This window comes from Thermomonospora cellulosilytica (assembly GCF_014138835.1).
Lineage (GTDB): Bacteria > Actinomycetota > Actinomycetes > Streptosporangiales > Streptosporangiaceae > Thermomonospora > Thermomonospora amylolytica.
On the sequence record NZ_JACJII010000001.1, the window covers coordinates 5121701 to 5137728 of the forward strand.

The 16028-nt window shown below is 71.9% G+C and carries 16 protein-coding genes; 1 reads left to right on the plus strand and 15 read right to left on the minus strand.

Annotation, left to right across the window (positions count from 1 at the left end; translation table 11 throughout):
* Positions 1 to 194: 194 nt before the first annotated feature.
* From HNR21_RS24135 to HNR21_RS24165, 7 genes are all read right to left on the minus strand, one after another.
* On the minus strand, positions 195 to 335 hold the full coding sequence (locus tag HNR21_RS24135) for a hypothetical protein (RefSeq protein WP_182707003.1): 141 nt from the start codon (positions 333 to 335) through the stop codon (positions 195 to 197).
* A 578-nt stretch (positions 336 to 913) separates the two neighbouring features.
* A complete protein-coding gene (locus HNR21_RS24140) occupies positions 914 to 2254 on the minus strand; it encodes a PIN domain-containing protein (protein ID WP_182707004.1) in 1341 nt (446 codons plus the stop codon).
* 128 nt (positions 2255 to 2382) lie between these two features.
* On the minus strand, positions 2383 to 2574 hold the full coding sequence (locus HNR21_RS24145; protein ID WP_182707005.1) for a hypothetical protein: 192 nt from the start codon (positions 2572 to 2574) through the stop codon (positions 2383 to 2385).
* Position 2575: 1 nt separating this feature from the next.
* Positions 2576 to 6382, minus strand: coding sequence for a phage minor head protein (locus tag HNR21_RS24150; RefSeq protein ID WP_182707006.1), 3807 nt, complete (start codon positions 6380 to 6382; stop codon positions 2576 to 2578).
* Complete coding sequence (locus HNR21_RS24155) at positions 6375 to 6602, minus strand: hypothetical protein (RefSeq protein ID WP_182707007.1); 228 nt, start codon at positions 6600 to 6602, stop codon at positions 6375 to 6377. The genes HNR21_RS24150 and HNR21_RS24155 overlap by 8 nt, the downstream gene beginning before the upstream one ends.
* A complete protein-coding gene (locus tag HNR21_RS24160; RefSeq protein WP_182707008.1) occupies positions 6599 to 7957 on the minus strand; it encodes a hypothetical protein in 1359 nt (452 codons plus the stop codon). Before HNR21_RS24160 ends, HNR21_RS24155 begins: the two co-directional genes overlap by 4 nt.
* Positions 7954 to 8280: a DUF1360 domain-containing protein gene (locus tag HNR21_RS24165; RefSeq protein WP_182707009.1), complete on the minus strand. Its 327-nt coding sequence runs from the start codon at positions 8278 to 8280 to the stop codon at positions 7954 to 7956. Before HNR21_RS24165 ends, HNR21_RS24160 begins: the two co-directional genes overlap by 4 nt.
* Positions 8281 to 8502: 222 nt before the next feature.
* Between HNR21_RS24165 and HNR21_RS24170 the strand changes: the two genes are divergently transcribed.
* Positions 8503 to 10155, plus strand: coding sequence for a pentapeptide repeat-containing protein (locus HNR21_RS24170; RefSeq protein ID WP_182707010.1), 1653 nt, complete (start codon positions 8503 to 8505; stop codon positions 10153 to 10155).
* On the opposite strand, the gene HNR21_RS24175 is transcribed toward HNR21_RS24170, so the two are convergent.
* From HNR21_RS24175 to HNR21_RS34775, 8 genes are all read right to left on the minus strand, one after another.
* The gene (locus tag HNR21_RS24175; RefSeq protein WP_182707011.1) at positions 10145 to 10450 is read right to left on the minus strand and encodes a hypothetical protein; all 306 of its coding nucleotides are present in this window, start codon (positions 10448 to 10450) and stop codon (positions 10145 to 10147) included. The genes HNR21_RS24170 and HNR21_RS24175 overlap by 11 nt on opposite strands.
* Positions 10451 to 10546: 96 nt before the next feature.
* Positions 10547 to 10906: a hypothetical protein gene (locus HNR21_RS24180; protein ID WP_182707012.1), complete on the minus strand. Its 360-nt coding sequence runs from the start codon at positions 10904 to 10906 to the stop codon at positions 10547 to 10549.
* Positions 10907 to 10988: 82 nt separating this feature from the next.
* Positions 10989 to 11369 carry a hypothetical protein gene (locus tag HNR21_RS24185; RefSeq protein WP_182707013.1) on the minus strand — a complete coding sequence of 127 codons (381 nt, stop codon included), beginning with the start codon at positions 11367 to 11369 and terminating at the stop codon, positions 10989 to 10991.
* A gap of 106 nt (positions 11370 to 11475) precedes the next feature.
* Positions 11476 to 13101: a hypothetical protein gene (locus HNR21_RS24190; RefSeq protein ID WP_182707014.1), complete on the minus strand. Its 1626-nt coding sequence runs from the start codon at positions 13099 to 13101 to the stop codon at positions 11476 to 11478.
* Positions 13082 to 13540, minus strand: coding sequence for a hypothetical protein (locus tag HNR21_RS24195; protein WP_182707015.1), 459 nt, complete (start codon positions 13538 to 13540; stop codon positions 13082 to 13084). Before HNR21_RS24195 ends, HNR21_RS24190 begins: the two co-directional genes overlap by 20 nt.
* Positions 13541 to 13612: 72 nt before the next feature.
* Complete coding sequence (locus HNR21_RS24200; protein WP_182707016.1) at positions 13613 to 15034, minus strand: aldehyde dehydrogenase family protein; 1422 nt, start codon at positions 15032 to 15034, stop codon at positions 13613 to 13615.
* A complete protein-coding gene (locus HNR21_RS24205; protein WP_220500282.1) occupies positions 15034 to 15537 on the minus strand; it encodes a ParB N-terminal domain-containing protein in 504 nt (167 codons plus the stop codon). Before HNR21_RS24205 ends, HNR21_RS24200 begins: the two co-directional genes overlap by 1 nt.
* On the minus strand, positions 15446 to 16006 hold the full coding sequence (locus HNR21_RS34775; RefSeq protein ID WP_220500283.1) for an LAGLIDADG family homing endonuclease: 561 nt from the start codon (positions 16004 to 16006) through the stop codon (positions 15446 to 15448). Before HNR21_RS34775 ends, HNR21_RS24205 begins: the two co-directional genes overlap by 92 nt.
* Positions 16007 to 16028 lie beyond the last annotated feature (22 nt).

Genomic DNA, 16028 nt, shown 5'->3' on the forward strand with positions numbered 1-16028 from the left:
CCGGAGGGGGATGTGGGGAACTGTGCGGTGTTCAGAGCATGTAGATAACGCCAGTGCTAGCATCGAAGCGCGCAGGTGAACACCGTCAAGGCTCTGACCTGCGCAAACACGAAGCCGGCCCCGTGCCCCGGCATGGACAGTGGGGAGCACGGAGCCGACCGCGTGGGGCGTTGGGTGGCCTGCCGGCTCGCCGGTCAGGCCCCCAGCGCCCTCAGGAGGATCTCGATCACCCTCAATCCGGTGTCGATGGCCGCAACCCACAGGGTCAGCAGCGCCACGTCCCGCCACCAGGGCTGATCTCGTCCTCCCTCAGGCGACCTCTGCATCTGGGACACGCCCAGCTCCTCTCTGGCCAGGGGTGCCAGTGGACGGCACCCGGTCTGCCGACGCCATCCAGCCCACAGGTCGAATGACGTCGGCCCGGCCCTCCCTCGGGCATGCGCTCAAGGGGCGGACCGAGATCAGCTGCCAGTCGAGGTCGCCTCACCGCGTGAGTCTAGCGACCGATCCCATCGATATCTGTCTCTACTCGAGAAGATTCGTGGCGCATACATGGGCCGTCCTGCAGCAGTTATGCACTTGGGTTAGCAATTAACGCGCAATGCAGGGAGGGCGGCGATGGACGAACCACCGATCCACCTGCGGAAACCGTCCAGGCTGGCGCCGGGAGGACCGGGGCACCTCCTCCCTGCGCCGACACGCTCAGATGTTGACCGGCTCGCAGGACAGGGTGCGGCTGCCGCCAGCGATGAGGCCGGGATGCCCCAGACGAGCACCGCAGCAGAGAGCACCCGGGCCGTACGCGGCACCGGATGCCCTCCAGATGGCTGCTGTTGTGGACGGGCGGCCGGGGGCGTGCTCTTCTCCCGGAAGGTCGCACCCTCGTGGCAGGTGCGTCGCGCCTCACCGCATCTCAGTCGCCGTCCTGTTCAGCCTCCCCATGGCCTTGCTCGTGCCTATCTCCCCTGCGGTCCTGCTCGCCGTCGTCGCCGGAGTCAGGCCGGGTCTGCCACATCTGCCGCAGGTACTTCTGCATGGCTGGGGAGTCGGGGTTCTCCAGGAGCTGCTGACGCCGCATCATCGCAACCTGCTGTACGAGATCCCTCCAGGGCATGGTCATCTCGTTGTACGCCCGTACGCCCTCAAGCGCCTTCTTGAAGATGGAGAGGGTATGCGCGATGTCCTCCATGTCAACGGAGGCGTTCAAGTGGCCAGTCACGGCGGCAATCATGAAGCCTGCGTCCCTCAGAGCGTCACTGTCGATGCCCATGGTGAACGCCCACCCGTGCGGGGCATCTATGGCGCTGATCTCGTGGTCAGTGATGCGGTCCCGCTCATCGGTGGTGACCAGCCCGGACACCTGAACAGGCCGGGGGGCCTGGATGGCCTGGGGCTCGTCGGCGGGCTCGGGCACCAGCAGGTCGATGGTGGCGGTGAACGTCCAGACAGTGCCGCGGTCGACGCGCCCCTGCTCCTCCACGGTGACCTTCGTGTGGTCGAACCTGACCACGGCCCCCCGACGCTCCAAAGCAGAGCCGACGCTGTCCAGGAACGCCGGCAGCACCGTGTCGATGACGTACTGACTGATCGTCTTCGTGCACAGCTCCAAGCGGCCCTGGGACAGGTCGCCGTGGATGCCGTTCTCGGCGAGGAGATCGAGGGCGAGCCGGACCTCGCTGGGGTAGAGGTTGATCCGGTCCACGACGCCGGCGGCCTCGGCCTCCCGGAGCAGGTCCGGGTGGAACGACCTCTTGCCTTCCTTGCCGTCGCCGCAGAAGTCGCCGTCATCGGAAACCCAAACGATCCGGCGGTCGGGGTTGGCGCGGGCGGTCTCCAGGATGGTCAGCCAGTTGAGGGTGTCGCGGTAGCCATTGCCGTCCTTCTTGCAGGGCTTGCGGCGCTCGACCTGGCGCCGCACCAGCTCCAGGTGGGGCACCGGGACGGGGTCGATGAGGGTCGCGCCGGCGGCGGCGATGGCGTCCGTGACCTCTTGGACGAGCTGTTCGGCGCGTTCCCGGAGGTCGTCGGCGGCGCGGCGGAGCGCCCTGCTCCTGCGTTCCTTGGCCAGCTCCTCGACGGCTGCGGCGTCGTCACGGTAGCGGCGGCGTAGACGGCCGGTGGCCTCCAGCAGCGATACCTGGGGCACGCGCAGCTCGATCCCCCATGGCTCGGCCTGCCCGAGGATGATCTTCCAGGAGACGGAGTCCAGCCACGGATTCTGTACGAGGGCGTTGGCGTCCAGCAGCACTATCACGACCGTGGATTCTCCTCCCCCAGCGGGGGGCGTGGAGGGCGAACACGCGAACCTGCATGGCGGCGTGGACGTGGCGACGACCCCCGCCCGTCAGATGGGGCAGGGGCCGTCGAGGCTGCGGCGTGGGGTTAGCTCGTGGCGGTCGGCCGGGCGGGCTGGGCGGCGGGGGTGGTCTTGCCCTTCTCCCGGACGACCGCGCCCGGGTACCGCTTGGCGACCGCGTCGGCGGCGGGCTTGCTGGGGCTGGTCAGCTTGACCGCGCCATCGGGGGTGACGACCTCGTACTGGGTGCGGTTGCGCTGGCTGCAGGAACAGGCCATCTCAGACTCCTTCGTGGATCTCGGCCGCCAGGGAGGCGACCAGTTCGGCTCGGACCGGCTGCAGGGAGGCCTCCAGCTCGGCGATCTCCCGGCGGGCCTGCTCGCGGCGTTCCAGCTCGTCGGCCACCGCGGGGACCAGCGTGGGCATGAGCGCGGCCACTAGCTCCGGCGCCAGGGCGGCGGCCAGCCCCTCCACTCCCGCCGGCGTCCCGGCCGAGGCTCCGGCCGGTTCCTGGGTGGGGGCGCTGGAGGCGGTCAGCGCGAGGTTCGAGCGGGAGATCACCGCGCCGATCGCGGAGGCGGCCAGCGGGGTCGGGTAGCCGGGGACGGGCACCGACAGGACGGCCCGCAGGGACCAGCGGCCGTCCGCGTTCTGCCGCCAATGCCCGGAGGGCGCGCACGCCTGGAAGACGGCCCGGTCCCACTCCGACAGCCAGGGGGCGGCGGCTCCGGAGAACCACATGCCGCGGTCGTTGGTGCCGACCGTGACCAGCCCGGCGACCGTCCGGGTGTTGTCGAACAGCGCGCGGACGCTGGGGGTGTCGGTGCCGTCGTTGTCGTGGCCGGTGTTCATGGTGAACACCCCGACCCGGATGGTCTGCCCGTCATCGAGCTGGATCCGGGACCGCAGGAAGTGCGTGGTGTCGACGTCCCCCAGGGAGTCGATGGTCAGGCACTGGCCGGAGTAGCCGTCATGGCACACCCCCTTGCGGGCGACCCAGCCGAAGATGCGGCCCTCGGGGGTGACGTGCACCGGGCCGTCGTCGGTGGGCAGCTCCTCCGGCGACGGCTCGGCGAACCATGCGGCCGGCAGCGGCGGAAGCTGCTGGAACTGCGCCCACGCCGAGGCCATCACCTCGTCCATCCCGTCCCCCTCCTCGTCCTCATCACGGTCCTCATCGCGGTCCTCGTTTTGGTCCCAGGGGGCGCGCAGGCTCGGGTCGTCGAACTCCTCGGCCAGCCGCTCGTACAGGTCCTCCACCCGGTCCCGCAGCCGCTCAACGTCCTGGTCGGGGATGTCGACGCCGCCGCGGCCGCCCTGCAGCACGTTCGCGACGGCGAACACGCTGCGGGGGATGATGCGGAGCTGGTCGTCGTCCCACACGTCGGCGACGCCGAGCTTGTAGGCCGCCAGCGTCGCCGGGTCGGCGGACTCGTCCCGCCACAGGAACGCCCGTCCCAGCGCGTCCGGGTCCACCTCGCCATCCGGGCCGGTGGCGTACTCCAGGACGCGGGAGGCGGCAGCGTCCCCATCCCAGGGGTGGTCGCGGTCGGGGTGGATCGGCAGGTCCAGGTCCCCGCTCATGGCCGCCACCACCTCCCCCGGCCGGGCGGCGGCGGTGGTCTCCCCCTCCTCGGGGAACGTGGCGGCGCCGGTGTAGCGGCCCGGGGAGACGCGGGTGATCCATCCGGCCTGTGCCGCGCGGGCCAGGTAGCCGCGGGCGCTGGCCACGCTCAGGCCGGTGTAGCGGGCGACGTAGGCGGCGCCGACCGGGGCCGGCGCGGAGGTCACCAGTTCCACGACGCTGCGCATGGTCTCGCCGCGCGGCCCGGCCGCTGCGGTCACCTCCTCGTCGAGGACGATGCGGGCCCGGTCGAACGCCGGCATCGCCACGAGGGTGGCGCCGCGGACGCGGGCGCGGGTGATCCGCATGACGTAGTCCCCGGCGCCCTCGCTGAACAGCACCTCACCCTCGCCGCTGTCCCGGTCCCCGGCCGCTGCGGACAGGGCGGCGGCGGGGAGTCCGGCGGCGGACAGGGCGGCGGACAGGCCGGTGGGGGTGACGTCTCCGGCCTCGCCTGTGGTCCACTCGACGGTGCGGGTGGCGCGGATGGTCCAGGTGCCGTCCGGCCGCTGCAGCACCTGCGCGCTGGCCAGGGACGCCAGCAGCACCGGCGCCCCCTCCCCCTCCTCCTGTTGCTGTTCGTCGTGCTGGGTGGGGGTGCGGCGGTCGATGACCTCCACGTCCACGTCGTCCAGGTCCACCGACACCCCCAGCGGGGCGCCCCGCCGCAGCAGGGCGAGGGCAGCGGCTCCGGCGTCCCGGTCCGGGTACAGCACGCCCGCGCCGGTGATGCGGGCGCCGTCGCGGCCCAAGGACTCGATCGACCCGGCGAGGACGGCGCCCTGGTGGCCGCCGAGCATCTCGTCGGCGAACTGCAGCGGCCACGGCCCCTCCGCCCAGTAGAGGGCTCCGGGGGCGAACAGGCGGCCGTCGCCGGTCTCCTCGTCCTCGAACGCCAGGGCGGTGCCGTCGGGGGTGGACCAGCGCACCGCCCCCGCCATGGCGGGCAGGTCGAGGTCGAGGCGGCCGGTGAGGGGGATGTCGGTGGCCTCGCCGGCGAACGCCACCCGCACCCGGTCGAAGGTGACGTCCCCGACCCGCTGGGCGACCTCGGCCAGCCGGGACAGGTCGGGGCTGTAGGCGAGGGTGACGTGCGGGATCCACGGCTCGTACTGTTCCGGCAGGCCGTCCGGTCCGTACTCCCCGACCGCCTCGCAGACGGCGTCGTGGACCATCGCCAGGCCGGTGCCGGACAGGCCCAGCACCAGCGCCGTCTCCTGCTCTGAGTCGCCGCCGGGGTTGAACGCGGACGCGGCGAAGGCGCGGGCCTGCACGGGCGGGTGGGTGGCGGTGTAGGCGGTGACGAGGTCGATGAGCCGGTCCCGCTCCTCGGGGGTGAAGTCGTCGCCGTTGCCGAGGTAGTAGAGGGTGGCGTGCAGCTGCTCGGGCGGCTCCCCGCCGTCGAGGGCCAGGCGGGCGAGGTCGTCGTCGCTGGGGATGAGCGCGATCATCGCCCCGCTGTAGGAGCCGGCGGCGGTCACCTCCTGGCCGTCGTCGGGTGTGGCTGCTGCGGTATGGGCGGTACGCACGGTCCCTCGCTCCTCGTAGTGCTTGATGACCTCGGCGATCTGCTGGTCGGTCAGGTACTGGCGGCCCGCGTCGGGCGGTGGCCATGAGCCGTCCGCGTCGGAGATGAGCAGGACGCAGCGGCAGTTGATGACCAGGTCGGGGGGTGCGGTGGGGTCGCCGGGGCAGTCCATCGCCACACCGCCCACCGTGAACGTCTCGCCCAGGGCGACGCGCTGGCCGTCTGCGGCGAAGTGCGCGTCCCTGGTGCGGGTGTCGAGGGTGGCGAGCCAGCCTTTCACCAGCTCCACGCCGACCTGCTCGGCCTGGGCGCGGGCGGCGGCCAGGGCGGCGCGGTTCCATGCGGCCACGGTCTCGGTTCGGGCGATGCGCGCGGCGCGGGCCTCCCCCAGCTGCACGCCCCCGGCGCGGAAGGCGTCCCGCACGCGGTCGCGTAGCTCGTTCGGGGTGTCGCCGGTGGCGATGCCGTCCGCGAGGGCCCGGCGGGCGGCGTCCCACAGGGCGTCGCCGACACCGGCGAGCCGGTTCTCCGCCTCCAGGACGTAGCGGCGGGCCAGCTCCGGGACCTCGATGGGCTCGGCGGGGGTTGCGGGGTCGGCGGGGTCGTGCGGGTCGTCCAGGTAGCGGCCGGGCAGGTCGTCCGCCCCCGCCGGTGGGGGCGTCCGCATCCACCTGTATAGGGCTTTATAGGCGGCCTCGTAGACGGCCAGGAGCGGCGCCACCACCTGTTTGATGCGGGCGGTCCACCAGTCCCGCAGCCGGCGTAGCGCGCCCGGGTCGGACGGATCAGCCGCCGCCAGGGCGGCGGCGGTGAACTCGCGTTCGAACAGCGCGGCGATCTCCTCCAGGGCGGCGGAGACCTGCCGTTCGATCATCGCCTCCAGGCCGGTCAGCGTGCGCTCGGCCGCCCGCCGCGCGGTGTCCAGCTCAGCCACGGCGGGCCTCCCTGGGGACGGCGTCGGCGCTGGTGTCCGGGGGGCCGGGGGTCCATGCGCAGCGGGAGCACAGCGCCCAGCCGCCCACCGTCAGCGTCCCGGACGGGCCGAGCATGGTGATCTCGCTCGTCGCCAGGACCTCCGGGGCGCGGCAGGCGGGGCAGGCCATCCAGCGGACCTCCGATACCGAGGCGACCGGCGCCACGAACTCGGCGCTCATGCCGCCGGCTCCTCGGGCGGCCTGGTGGTCTCCTCGACCGGCAGGCCCTCACCATCCCCGCCGCGGCGGCCAGCGGTCGCCCGCGCCTGGGCGGCCTCGGCGGCGGTGGGGGCGTCGGCCTCATCGAACCCGGTCTCCCGGCGGGCGGCGGCTCCGGAGATCAGGCCCAGCCCGAACGCCTCCAGCGCCACCTGCGCCCGGTTGGTGCGGACCCGCAGCGGCGCGGTGTCGTACCAGACCAGCCACTCGTGGGCGTCCGGGACGTTCTCGGCCTCGAGGATGGGGCGGAGCCACTGGGTGGTCAGGGCGTCGGCGACGGTGGCGAGCTTGGGTTCCACGCCCAGGCGGATCGCCTCCTCCTGCAGCGCCCAGGCGGACCAGTGGTTGGCGTCGCCCAGGCCCAGCAGGATCTCCGCGGGGACCTCCAGGCCGGTCGCGAACCGGCGGATGGCCTCCTCCCGCAGCCGGATCGCCGTATCGTCGAACGCGCTTTCGAAGGTGAGGCGCTGGATCTGCCCGATCGTCTCCGGGGGGACCTCCAGCAGGATCGGCACCGCCGCGGCCGCGGACTCCGGATCGCGGATGGCGGCCTGCGCGACCTCCAAGAACACCTCCATCAGGTCGTCCTCGTCGCCGCCCGGCTCTCCCGAGGAGGGGAACCGCGCCCCCTGCGGCAGCAGCAGGACACCGCGGCCAGCGAGGCGGGACCGGGCGATGGCGATCACCGACGCCGACAGCACCCGCAGCTCCTCCAGCAGGCCGAGGGAGGCGCGGACGGGTGAGTCGGCTTCCAGATGCTTGCGGGGGTGCGGGTCCCAGACCCGGATCGCGACCGGCCCCTCGGGGTCGATGCGATCGGGGTCGCCAGCGGGGATCTTGACCTCCTCCCCGTCGATCTCGGCGGTCAGGTCGTTGCCCTGCCGGCGCATCTCCAGCACCGACAGCACCCGCCATTCCTGGCCGTCCCCGTCGCCGGTGGGGGTCTCGGTGGGGCGGATGAGGATCCAGCCCTCCCCCGCGACCACTAGGTGCGGGCCGAACGCGGCCAGGAGCTGGGACTGGCCGAGGGGTCCTCCGGCGATGGCGGCGACGATCTCGGTGGCGCGGTGGCCGTCCGGGGCGGGCTCGATGCTGGTGCCGTCCGCTGACCGGCGGCCCGCGTACAGGCGGGCGCCGCCCATGGCGTTGCCCGCCCAGGTCGCGGCGAAGCGGACCTCGGGGGTGGTGGAGTAGTACTCCCAGGCCGCTTCCTGCCAGGACTGGTTGGGTTCCTTGGCGCGGCTGAGGCGGCGCTCGACGAACCGGGCCGCCGCGGCGGTGAGCTCCCGGGGGCCGCGCCTGCGGCGGCTGGTCATCGGGAGTCGTCCCACCGGTTGGCGAGGACGGCGGCGCCGGCGACCGCCAGCCACTCGATCCCGTGCACCAGCAGCGGGGCGTCGTCCCATCTGCCTGCGGCGAGGAGGTAGGTGGCGAGGATGGCGCCGGACAGCCACCAGCCGGTGCAGTACACGCAGCCGATCAGCATCACCGCGGCCGTGCGCACCCTGGATTCGGGGCGGCGGGCGTGCCAGGCGTGAACGGCGCCGCGGGCGGGGTCGAGAATGCTGTCGTGGACGGCCAGCTGGGTGGCACGGTACCCGGCCAGGGCTAGGACGAGGAGTTCGAGCAGGCTGAGCAAGGGGCGCTCCCCCGCAGTGATGCCCGGCCCCTGGCCAGCGGCTCCATGATCAGACTAGCCCGCAACACCAGCGGCAGCCTGCGCCCACCACACACCCTGGTAGGGGCCGCCCGGATCAGAAGGAACGGGTAGCCGAAACACCCATGCCGGGAACGGCCATGCGGCACCTGGCGATCCAACCCGGGACAACACTGGGTGCTGCGAGAAAGGCGGGAGCGGCCCATGGCCACCGATATCGGCGTTGAGCGCTGCGGGGAGCCCCGTACCGATGATCCGTCGCAGGCGTGCGGGGCCGTCTGCCTGCCCGGCGGCGACCGGTGCCTGGCCCATGCCGGCGAGCAGGCCCGAGAGGAGTTCCTGGCCGGCTTGGCCCCCGGTGCGGCCATCGACATGCGTGGGGTGCCCTTCACCGCGGACCTGCTGAACCGGCTCCTTGAAGCCGTCCGTGACCCCCAGGCCGACGCCCGCCCCTGCTTTGGCCGGGCCCGTTTCGACGGGGCGTCGTTCTCCGGGGACGCCCGCTTCTCTTCGACGTCGTTCTCCGGGGACGCTGAATTCGGCGGAGCGTCGTTCTTCGGGGATGTCGGCTTCCTCAGGGCGTCGTTCTCCGGAGCCGCTGGCTTCGGCGGAGCGTCGTTCTCCGGGGACGTTCACTTCGGCGGGACGTCGTTCTCCGGGGACGTCCGCTTCCATTGGGCGTCGTTCTCCGGGGACGCCCGCTTCTCTTCGACGTCGTTCTCTGGAGACGCCCACTTCATGGGGGCGTCGTTCTCCGGGGACGCCTACTTCGGCGGGGTGTCGTTCTCCGGGAACGCCGACTTTGTCGGGGCGAGGTTTGCCGGTGATGCACGGTGGCTCTCCTGCCGGATCGGGGTCCTGTCCTTGGATGGCGTGGTGGCCGAGGGGGAGGTATGGGTGGAGGCGGCGGCCGGCCAGGTGTCGGCCCGGCGGCTGCGGTCGACAGGCCGGGTCGCGTTGCGGCTGAGGTCGGCGCGGGTGAACCTGACCGAGCTGGTGTGCAGCGGGCCGGTGAGCGTGCACGCCCTGGCCCAGCCGATCCCCAACGTGCCGGACCTGGACGGCCCCACCAGGGTGATGGCGATCTCGTTGCGCGGGGTGGACGCCGAGTCGCTGACGTTGACGGATGTGGAGCTGAGCGAGTGCCTGTTCGCAGGTCTGCACCGGGCCGATCAGATCCAGCTGGACGGCCACTGCCGCTTCGCGCCCGGCCCGAGGGGACGGCGGCGGGTGCTGGCCGAGGAGCACCACTGGCGGGCCGAACGCCGCACCGCCCGCCGCGGTGATCCCGGCCCCTGGCGGCCCGCTCCCGACGGGGTGGAGGTGATCGGGCCGCGGCGGATCGAGGTGATCTACCGGCAGCTCCGCAAAGCCCTCGAGGAGGGCAAAAACGAGCCGGGCGCGGCCCACTTCTACTACGGCGAGATGCAGATGCGCCGCGCCTCGGCCCGCGGCGCCGATCGGGCGCTGCTGTGGCTGTACTGGGCGATCTCCGGGTACGGGCTGCGCGCCCGCCGCGCCCTGGCCTGGGTGGCGGTCGTGGCGGTGCTGAGCATCGCCGGGATGGCCGCCTTCGGGTTCCCGCAGACCGCCAAGACCCAGCAGGCCACCGGCACCGTCACCACCCCTACCGGGCCGCAGAACATCCGCCTGACCATCCAGCAGTCCAAACCAGTCAAGCCCCTGCCCGAGCGGTTGGAGAAGGCGGTCGAGGTCACCGTCAACGCCGTCATCTTCCGCAGCCCCGACGCCGAGCTGACCACCGCCGGCCGCTACCTCAACATCACCGTGCGGATCCTGGGGCCGATCCTGCTGGGTCTGGCGATCCTGGCGATCCGCAATCAGGTCAAACGCTGACCGGCGGTCCCGGAGGGTGTGCACAAGGGAATAGGACGCGCCCCCAGGGGGTCGGGGGGCGCGTCCTGCCGGGGGCGGGGGTCAGCTTCTCGATGTACTTGCCGGTCAGCTCGCGGTGCTGGTCGTTGAGCTTGGTCATGACGTCGATCACGGCCAGGATCGCCTCGGCGGTGCCGTTGTTGTCGCGGAGCTTGTTGGCCAGGTCGCGGGCGGCCAGGTAGTCGCGGCGCAGGGCGGCGGCGCGGTAGCCGTTGCCGGTGGTGGCGGTGCTAATGGCGGTGGTGGCGGTGGTCATCGGGGTGTCCCTCCTGGTCGTTACTCCGTCCTTATGGCATACATGTTAGGCCAAACATGTCTGGCACATCAAGGGGGTTGGCAGAGTCCGGCGGGATCACTCCCACCAGATCCAGCGCCGGCAGCCGGGCGGGACGTCGCGGAAACGGCGGCCGTAGCCGACCACGCACAGCAGCTCCGCCAGCGCCCGGTGGACGTCCGGGTCCGGATGGCCGTCCGGCCAGCGCGCGAGCCGGGCGGCGAAGTCCTCCAGCGGGCTCTCCCCACCCCAGGCGACCTCCTCGAACCAGCCGGTGAGGTTCAGGGCCTCCCCGACCCGGTTGGCCAGCTCGGGCGGGACGGACACACAGGGGGCGGTGTCGACATGGTGGGGCATGTTGCCGTCGTACACCCCGAAGTACCACTCGACCGTTGTCGGCCGGGTGGGGATGGGCGGGTCGCCGGGACGCCACAACATGACGGCCTCTCCTTCCGTTCGCATCGCCCACGGGAGCGGGGACGCGCCCGGCGGCGGGCCGGGGGCGTCCCCTCGGGGCGGCTCAGTAGCACTCACCCGCGTGCACGGTGAAGCAGCTCCCGCACGTCTTCGCGCGGATCGCGCGAGCCTGAGCGGCGTTCTCACGCTCCTGCCGAGCGGCCTTGACCTTCGCGTTGATCGCGCGGATGTGCTCATTGGCCCGGCGGCGCAGCTCCTCGCCCTTTCGCCAGTACTCGTCCAGCCGCGGTCCGGCGGCGGCGAGCGCACCGGAGACCTTGACCAGCGCGGCGGCGGCCTCGGCGGCGTCGGCGGCCAGGGCGGCGTCGGCGTGGTCGCGGGCGCCCTCCAGGGCGTTCATCCCGTACTCCCGGCGCAGCGCGGCCATCTGGGCCTTGATCTCGGCGAGGGCCTTGCGGTGCTGGTCGATGGTCATCTCGGTCACCAGGGGTTTCCTTCCGGGTCGCCGTTCCGCCCTCATGCCATACATGTTAGGCCCAACACGTTTTGCATATCAAGGTGGTGGCATACCAGCGGGAACAGCGACCGCCCTACCGGCCGAGCGAGCGGGAGTACCGGGACGCCGCGCTCGACCCCGCCCCCGCCCCAGAGGTCTGGCGGGCCGGAGAGTGAACACGCCGGGTGACCGCCAGCAGCTCCGCGGCCAGCCCCATCACCACCGCGTCCCCCCGGTCCGGGGACCGGCCGAGCCGCGCCTGCACGTCCTCCTTCGGCTCGATCTTGATCTTCGGGGGGATGCCGGTGGTGATGCTCCAGGTCGGTGTCGTCAGATCCGCCAGCAGCAGGTCATCCGGCGGCAGCATGACCTCCGAGTCGAACGCCGGGTCCAGCAGCTCCCGCAGCCGCCAGTACCCGGCGGACCGCAGGTTGACGAACCCGTACTCCCGGTCGCGGGTGCGGGCCTGGGTCTTGGCGGAGCCGGTGTAGGCGACGACCGGAACCCCCAGCTCCCGCAGCCGGTCCACCACACCGCCGCCGACCCCGACCGAGTCCACCACCGGCACCGCCTCCTCGTCCTCCCCCAGGGCGGCCTGGACGCGGGCGGTGGTCTGCATCGTGTCCTCCCGGTCCTGGATGTCCAGCCGGGTGATCGCCACGCCGACGCGGTGCGCCAGGACGGTGGAGTCCCCGCCCGCACGCGCCACGTCCACGCCCAGGACCCGCTTGCCGGTCAGCCGAGGGCGGCCGGCCTGATCCCAGACGTGCCAGCGCTCCACCGCCGCCTCAACCCACGCCAGCGGGATCACCGAGTCCTCATCCGAGGCGTGGAACTCCCCCAGCACACGGTTCGCGTACAGGGCGGAGTCCGCGCCCCACTGCCGGCGGCGCTGCTCCGCCCAGGTCCGGGAGATGCGCCCGGCCTCGATCGCCTCGGCGAGGGTGACGTGCCGGACCCACCAGTCCTCCAGCCCTGGGGCACGCCGGTGGATGTCGTAGAACCGGCCCGCGGGCGGCCCCGGGGTTGAGATCGCCAGCGCCAGCGCCTCCGGATAGCCGGTCTCCCGGCCGCCGGAGAACGCGCCCTCGATCGCGTCCCAGGTGCCGTTCGGGACGATCTTCGCCTCATCGATCAGGTAGAACAGGCTGTCGGCGTGGGCGCCCTCGATCAGCTCCGGCTTGTTCGACGCCACCGCGGAGGCGGCGCCGTGGGACAGCTTGAGGTTGTAGGCCAGCAGCTCCCGGATATCGCTGAACGGCGGCCGCCCCAGCACCTCCCACTTGATGCGGCGTGCCCACTTGTGGATCTCCGGCCACAGGTACACCGACAGATGCCGCCAGGCGGAGGCGGTCGTCAGGACCTTCCAGTCCAGCCCGGCCGCCTCCCTGGTGGTCGCGAACCACAGGACCGCGATCGCCGCCACACCCGTCTTGCCGAGACCATGGGGTCCGCGGACCGCCACCCGCCGTTTGACGGGCAGCGCCCCGATGACCTCTTCCTGGTAGGAGGCCAGCGCCTGCCCGTCCGGCCAGTCGATGACGTCCCGCGCCCACCCGACCGGGTCCCGCAGATAGCGGACGGCCCGGTGGGCGTTGCGGCGGGCCTGCTCCTGCCGCAGCCGCTCCCGCAGCTCCCGGAGCGTCTTCACGTCCCCGGCGCGGACCAGCTCCTGCACCTGGGCGCGGATGCGCTCCGGGTCAGGACTCCGGCTCGACATCGCCGCCGTCACCGTCACCGGCGTCGCCGTCGTTGTGGGGGCGGGACACGCCCAGCAGCTCCAGGATCTCGTCCCCGAGCTGCTGGGCCTCCACGCTCACCCTCGTCGGCGCCTCCAGCCCCTCCAGGCGGGCGCGCTGCGCCATCACCCGCAGGATCACCTCCGCCGACCGGTGGTCGCCCTTGAGCGCCGGCGCCCAGTAGGCGGCCTGCAGACGGTCCAGCCGCTGGCCCTCGATGTCGCGGAGCAGCTCGACCTCCTGGGCCTCGGCGCGCCGGTTGGCCTTGAGGGCGCGGGTGACGTCGGTGCAGGCGGCGCCGCGGGAGGCGTAGCCGAGCTGGTCGGCGATGCTCTGCCAGTCGACGCCGGCGATGCGCATCGCGATCGCCTTGCGGCGTCGCTCGGCGGTGGCCGCCTGCTGGGCTTTGGAGGCGCTCATGTTTGCACGTCCCTATTGGTTCGCACGTGTCCGATTCATGCCGGTGTGGACATGACCTAGTGTGCGGGCCGTTCAGGCTGCGGTGATCTTGGTTTCTGTGAAGGCCAGCAGCCCCTCGGGGCCGAGTTCGCGGCCGATGCCGGAGCGTTTGAATCCGCCGATGGGGGCGTGGATGCCGGTCGGGGCGCCGTTGATACGGACGGTTCCTGTGCGCAGGCGTGCGGCGATCTGGCGGGCCCGGTCGGGATCGCCCCAGACAGAGCCGTCGAGACCGTAGGCGGTGCCGTTGGCGTATTCGATCGCCTGTTCGATCGTGGTGTAGGGGGTGAGGGCCAGGACGGGGGCGAACACCTCCGTCTGGAAGAGGCGGGATGCGGGGTGGACGTCGGTGAAGAGGGTCGGGGCCACGTACCAGCCGGGACGGAAGAGGGGCAGGCCGCCGACCTCCAGGCGGGCGCCGTCCTCGTGGGCGGCGTGGATGTGGCGGAGGGCCTGGTCGCGCTGGTGGCGGGTGACGAGCGGGCCGATGACCGTGGCGGGGTCGGTGGGGTCACCGACCGGCAGCGAGGCGAGCAGGTCGGTCAGCTGCCGGGTGGCCTGGGCGTAGTCGCTGGTGTGGACGAGGATGCGGGTCTGGTTCGAACAGATCTGCCCGCTGTTGGCGAGGCTGGCGTCCGGGACGGTGGCGACCGCGGCGGTGACATCGGCGCCGGGCAGCAGCAGCATCGCCGATTTGCCGCCGAGTTCCAGGGAGATGCGGCGGATCGAGGTCGCGGCGATGCGGGCCAGGTGCGCGCCGACCCGGGTGGAGCCGGTGAAGGCGATCTTGTCGACGTCCGGGTGGGCGGCGAGGTGTTCGGCGACCGTGTTGTCCGCGGGCACCACGGACAGGACCCCGGGCGGCAGGTTCAGGTGTTCGAACGCCTCCGCCAGGGCGAGCGCGTCCAGGGTGGTCTGCGGGGCGGGTTTGACGATGACGGTGCAGCCGGCGACGAGCGCCGGGATGACCTTCATCAGGATCGTCTTGTGCGGCATGTTCCACGGGGTGATCACCGCCAGGACGCCGGCGGGCTCGTGGGTGAGGGTGAAGCCGTCGCGGGGCTCGGGGTTCAGCGGCGTCAGGTTCCCCGGATCGCTGTAGTAGTCGATGATCTGGCGGGGATGCTCGGTCTGCGCGGTGAACGCGGCCGGGGAGCCCATCTCCGCGGTGATCAGCCGCGCGTAGTCCGGTGCCAGCTCGGCGTAGAGCCGGGCGAGGGGGGCGAGGGCGGCGGCCCGCTCGGCGGGGGTCATCCGCGGCCAGGGGCCGGTGTCGAACGCGGTCCGGGCGGCGTGGACGGCGCGGTCGATGTCGCGGGAGGTGGCGGCCGGGCAGGACCCGACCGGTTCCTCGGTGGCGGGGTTGATGACCGTGATGCGGCCCCCGCCGGTCGCGGGGGTCCAGGTCCCGCCGATGTAGAGGTGGTCGTAGGTGAGCGTGGGGGTGCTGGACATCAGGCGACCGTCCAGCCCTGGTTGAAGGTGTCGGGGGCGTGCCGCTTGATCATGTTGCCGCGGTCGGCCAGCCGCTCGACCTCCTCGTCGTCCATCTCCAGCCGACGGCCGATCTCCTCCGGCGACAGGCCCTCGGCGAGGAGGTCCGCGACGATCTCGGCCATGCCGAGGACGTGGTGGGTGCCGCGAGCGCGGTTGTGGCGGATGGTGGCCATGCGGGCGGTCGCCGGATCGGTCGGCGGCAGGACGACGACGGGAACCTTTCCATCGGTGAGGGCGTAGACCTGGCGGTCCTCGCTGACGGTCCAGCGGTGGTAGCCGTCCACGATCTCCAGCTCCCCGTCGATCTCCCGGGCGACGATCGGCTGAGTCCAGCCGTTTTCGAGAATGCTCGTCTTTAGCAGGCGGTGCTCAGGCGGCGCCTGCCGGTTGGGATTCCAGAGATTTTTGGACAGTAGCGTCCTGTCGATCCACTGGACGTTCCACAGGGGCTGGTTTTCCACGCCGGGTGAGGCGCGAAAGCTGGTCTGCGAGTTCGAGTTCTCGGTCACTGTAGGGAACCCACCATCCTGGTTTGCCGCCCTTCCGGAGGCGGCCCTGGTCGTCAAGACCCATCCGCCCGACGCGAATCTCACAGAACTCCTTGATGAGAGTCCAGTGTTCCCGCTTGGTGACCGCGTACGGGAGGAGGAGGGTAGCCATCCGCAGCACGTAGCCGGTACGCGAGATGTTGTAGCCCCACATGTCCTTGTGGTGGGCCTTGCGCTCGCGCCAGGTGTACGCGGTGGCCGTGAGCCCCATCTCCCGAAGGATCTCCACGGTCTTCACGACGGTCGGTTCATGGGTCATCTGGATTTGCACCTGGGGCGCGATGACCTGGTTGACGTTTCCCGGCCTCCTATACCGGCTCACGCCAACCGACCCTTCACCGTCCCAGATACCCGCAAGCCAAGCCAATTCAGTCTCTTTCATGAGCGAAAGGCTAACTCATCAC